This is a genomic window from Cedecea sp. P7760, from assembly GCF_013386425.1.
In the GTDB taxonomy this organism is placed as follows: Bacteria; Pseudomonadota; Gammaproteobacteria; order Enterobacterales; family Enterobacteriaceae; genus Cedecea; species Cedecea selenatireducens.
Window position 1 is genome coordinate 1 of record NZ_JACARU010000132.1, and the last position, 337, is coordinate 337.

The following is a 337-nucleotide window of genomic DNA, read 5'->3' on the forward strand; positions in this document are numbered from 1 at the left end:
AGCAGGCGCAGCGCCGTCCACTTCGAAGACCATGCTCAGGGAGCCGGTAGACACTTTGTCGCCGGTGCTGAGTGTGATTGCTTGCACGGTACAGGCGAATGGCGCAGGTACTTCCATGGAAGCTTTGTCGACTTCAACGGTAATCAGTGGCTGCTCAGCGGCAACTTTATCGCCCACTTTGACCATCACTTCAGTGACTTCAACGTCGTCACCGCCGATGGCCGGGACGTTAACTGCGTGCGAGCCAGAAGCCGCAGGCGCAGCGGCGGCGGCCGGAGCAGCAGCCTGTGCTGGAGCGGCCGCAGGTGCAGCACCCGCCACTTCGAAGACCATAATC

Annotated in this window: 1 protein-coding gene; it reads right to left on the minus strand. The window is 61.1% G+C overall.

What is annotated here, in order from left to right:
* Positions 1 to 337: biotin/lipoyl-containing protein (locus tag HX778_RS24995; protein ID WP_304515782.1), on the minus strand; the 337-nt coding region annotated here is incomplete at both ends.